Source organism: Nocardia carnea, assembly GCF_029869215.1.
Classification (GTDB): domain Bacteria; phylum Actinomycetota; class Actinomycetes; order Mycobacteriales; family Mycobacteriaceae; genus Nocardia; species Nocardia carnea_B.
The window spans coordinates 1-3,790 of record NZ_JARWPM010000051.1 but is presented as its reverse complement, the minus strand read 5'-3'; the positions used below and the strand labels follow the sequence as shown (position 1 = coordinate 3,790).

Sequence of the window (3,790 nt, the reverse complement as noted above, 5' to 3'; positions counted from 1 at the left end):
GCGGTGGATACCGCCGCGGCGGCCGGCCTGACCGCCGTGGCCGGGATTTTGACCGGCACGGGGCGCCCGCGGGCCCCGGGGGGGGGGGGGGGCGCGAACGCGCCGCCGCCGCAGCCCCCGGGGCCCCCCCCCGCGCCTGCCGCCGTACCGCCGATCCCCCCCCCCCCCCCCCCGGCCCCACCGGGGGCCGTGCCGGTCACAATCCCGGCCACGGCGGTCAGGCCGGCCGCCGCGGCGGTATCCACCGCACCGGCGGGGACCAGCGCCGCGCCCGTCTTGAGCACGGCCCAGGTCGAGACCGCTGCATCGACGCCGCGTTCGAGCCCGACCACGACACCGGTACCCGGTCCGTAACCGCGCGCGATCAGAACCCGTGCCAGCCGGGAGGAACGCGCGTCCAGCTCCTGATAGGTGATCTCGTTCTCACCCCACACGACCGCGGGGGCGTCGGGATCGTCTTCCACCGAGGTGCGCAGCGTCTGCGGCAGTGCGGTGCCCGACGTGGCCGCGGCCGCCGCCGGCCGCTCGGGGACGGCCATCCGGTCGCGCTCCTCGGCATCGAGGATATCGATATCACCCACCCGGACCTGCGGATCGGCGGCCACCGCGGCGAGGATCCGTTCGAACCGGCGCCCGAACGACTGCACGGTCGACTCGTCGAACAAGTCCGCGGCGTAGTTGAACACGGTCCACAACTCGCCGAAACCGCCATCGGGGTCGCGGCGGGGGTCGATACCGATCCCCAGATCGAACTTCGCGGCCAGCGCGCCCTCGTCCAGCACCTGCACCGTGAGTCCGGGCAGGTCCAGCGCCGCCTCCTCGGTGTTCCGGAACGACAGCATCACACCGAGGAGCTGATTGCCCACGGCCGCGCGGTCCGGCATTACCGCCTGCACCACGCGCTCGAAGGGGACATCGCCGTTGGCGAAGGCCGACAGGTCCGTCTCCCGCACCTGATCCAGCAGTTCGGCGAAGGTCATCGCGGGATTCACCGTGGTACGCAGTGCCAGCGTATTGACGAACATGCCGACCAGATCGTCCAGCTCCCGTTCGCCGCGGCCGGCGATCGGGGTGCCGACGAGGACGTCACCGGCATTGCTGAGCCGGGACAGCAGCACCGCCACCGCGGCATGCATCACCATGAACATGGTCACGCCACTCGCCCGCGCGGATTCGTCCAGCGACCGATGGACATCGGCGTCCACAGCGAAACCGGTGACACCACCACGCATCGACGGTATCGGCGGACGCGGCCGGTCCAGCGGCAGCCCGACCTCACCGCTGACTCCGTCGAGCTGCTTCTGCCAGTAGGCCAGCTGGCCCGCGGCGACCGAGTTCTCGTCGTTCTCGTCACCGACCGTCGCGCGCTGCCAGAGCGCGAAGTCCGCGTACTGGACCGGCAAGGGTGCCCAGCCGGGTACCTCGCCGCCGACGCGGGCGAGATAGGCGGTCATCAGGTCCCGGGCCAGCGGTGCCATCGACGCCCCGTCGGCCGCGATGTGGTGGGCGACGACCGCCAGCACGTACTCTTGCGGCCCGGTCGTGAGCAGCAACGCCCGCACCGGGACCTCCACGCTGACATCGAAGCCCGCCGACATCAACTCGGCGACCCGGGGCAGTACGTCGTCCGGGGAAACAGCGACCGCTTCCCTGGGCATCACCTCCGCGACCGGCAGGATTTCCTGATACGGAACACCGTCCGAATCAGCGGGGTACCGGGTGCGCAACGACTCGTGCCGCTGCACGACATCGGAAACCGCTTCGTACACCGCCGTCTCGTCGAGAGCGCCGGTGAGCCGGAGGGCGAGCGGGATGTTGTACGCGGCCGAGCTCGGATCGAACTGGTTGATCACCCACATCCGCTGCTGGGCAAGCGACAACGGCACCCGCTCCGGACGCGGCTGCGGCACCAGCGCCGCACGCCCACCGGACCCGGCCTGCTCGTGGACCCGCGCGGCCAGCGCCGCGACGGTCGACGCCTCGAACAGCACGCGGACCGGGACCTGGGTATCCAATGCGGCACCGAGCCGCGCGGCGACCTGGGTCGCGATCAGCGAGTTACCACCGAGCGCGAAGAAATCGTCGTCGGCACCGACACGCTGCACACCGAGAACATCGGCGAACACATTCGCCACGATCTCCTCGACCGGGGTCGAGGCCGCCCGGAACTCCCGGGTCTCGAACACCGGCTCCGGCAACGCCTTACGGTCCAGCTTGCCGGAGGTATTGAGCGGGAACGCATCCAGCGCGACCACGGCCGCCGGGACCATATAGGTCGGCAGCACCTCACGGACCGCTTCGAGCAGCTCGGTGGACACCACATGCTGCCCGGGCGCCGGCACCACGTAGGCGACCAGCTGCTCGCCCAGCTGCGACCCTGCCACGGTGACCACGGCCTGGCTCACCTGCGGTTGCGCCAGGAACGCGGACTCGATCTCCCCGAGTTCGATGCGCTGACCACGGAACTTCACCTGGAAGTCGGTACGGCCCAGGTATTCCAGCACCGGCCGGTCCGCATCGGCTCCGTCGGCCGTGGTGCCGGCCTTGCGCCAGCGCACGAGGTCGCCCGTGCGGTACATCCGCGCACCCGGATCGAACGGGCTGGCGACGAATCGGTCGGAACTCAGATCCGGACGCGTGACATACCCTCGCGCCAGCTGGTCACCGGCCAGGTACAGCTCACCGGTCACACCCTCGGGCACCGGATTCAGTCGCGAATCCAGCACGTAGACACGGCTGTTCCATTGCGGCACACCGATCGGCACACTGCCCGACTCGGCACCTGTGGCCTGCCAGTAGGTGATCGACACCGCGGCCTCGGTCGGACCGTAGAGGTTGTGCACCGCGGCCTCCGAGACCGCCTGCACAGCGGTCACGGTTTCCGGCGGCAACGCCTCACCGATCGCGAAGATCTCCCGCAACGTCGGGATCGACCCCGGCGCGGTGTGCGCCGCGAACACGGTCAACATCGACGGCACGAAGTCGGTCACCGTCACACCTTGTTCGGCGATCACCCGAGCCAGGTAGGCGGGATCACGATGACCGTCCGGCGTCGCGACAACCAGGCGGGCACCCGCAGCCAGCGGCAGGAAGTAACCCCACAACGACACATCGAATGTCGTGGCGGTCTTCTGCAGATAGACATCCTCGGCACCCATCGGGTACTGAGCGAGCATCCACGCGACCTGGTTGGCGATCGCCGAATGCGGCACCGCCACACCCTTCGGACGACCCGTCGAACCGGATGTGAAGATCACATACGCGGTATTGCTCGGCCGCACCGGCGCCAACCGATCCGCATCGGTCACCGGCGAAGCATCGAAACCATCGGTCTCCACAGTGTCGAGGGTGAGCACCGGAACTCCGGCGATCTCGCCCACGGCACCGGCCCCGTCCGCACCGGCACTGTCGTCACCCGCGCCGACTGCCTGCACATCAGCAGTGGTCGACAACAGGCACACCGGTGCCGCGGTATCGAGGATGTAACCGATCCGCTCGGCCGGATGCGCCGGATCCAACGGCACATACGCACCGCCCGCGGTGAGCACCGCGTACATGCCGACCACCAAGTCGACCGACCGCGACACCAGCAACCCGACCAGCGACTCCGGACCCACACCCTGCGCGACCAGCAACCGCGCCAAGCGATTCACCCGGCCCGCGAACTCCCCGTAGGTGAGATCGGTGCCCTCGAACGACACCGCCACCCGATCCGGATAAGCGGCCGCCGCACGCTCGAACCCGTCCAGCAGCAGACTTTCCGGCAACGCGTGTTCCGTGGCGTTCCACT

The 3,790-nt window shown here is 69.6% G+C and carries 1 protein-coding gene; it reads right to left on the bottom strand.

The window, feature by feature from the left end; translation table 11 throughout:
• Positions 1-3,790: amino acid adenylation domain-containing protein (locus QH276_RS02155; protein ID WP_280406576.1), on the bottom strand; the 3,790-nt coding region annotated here is incomplete at both ends.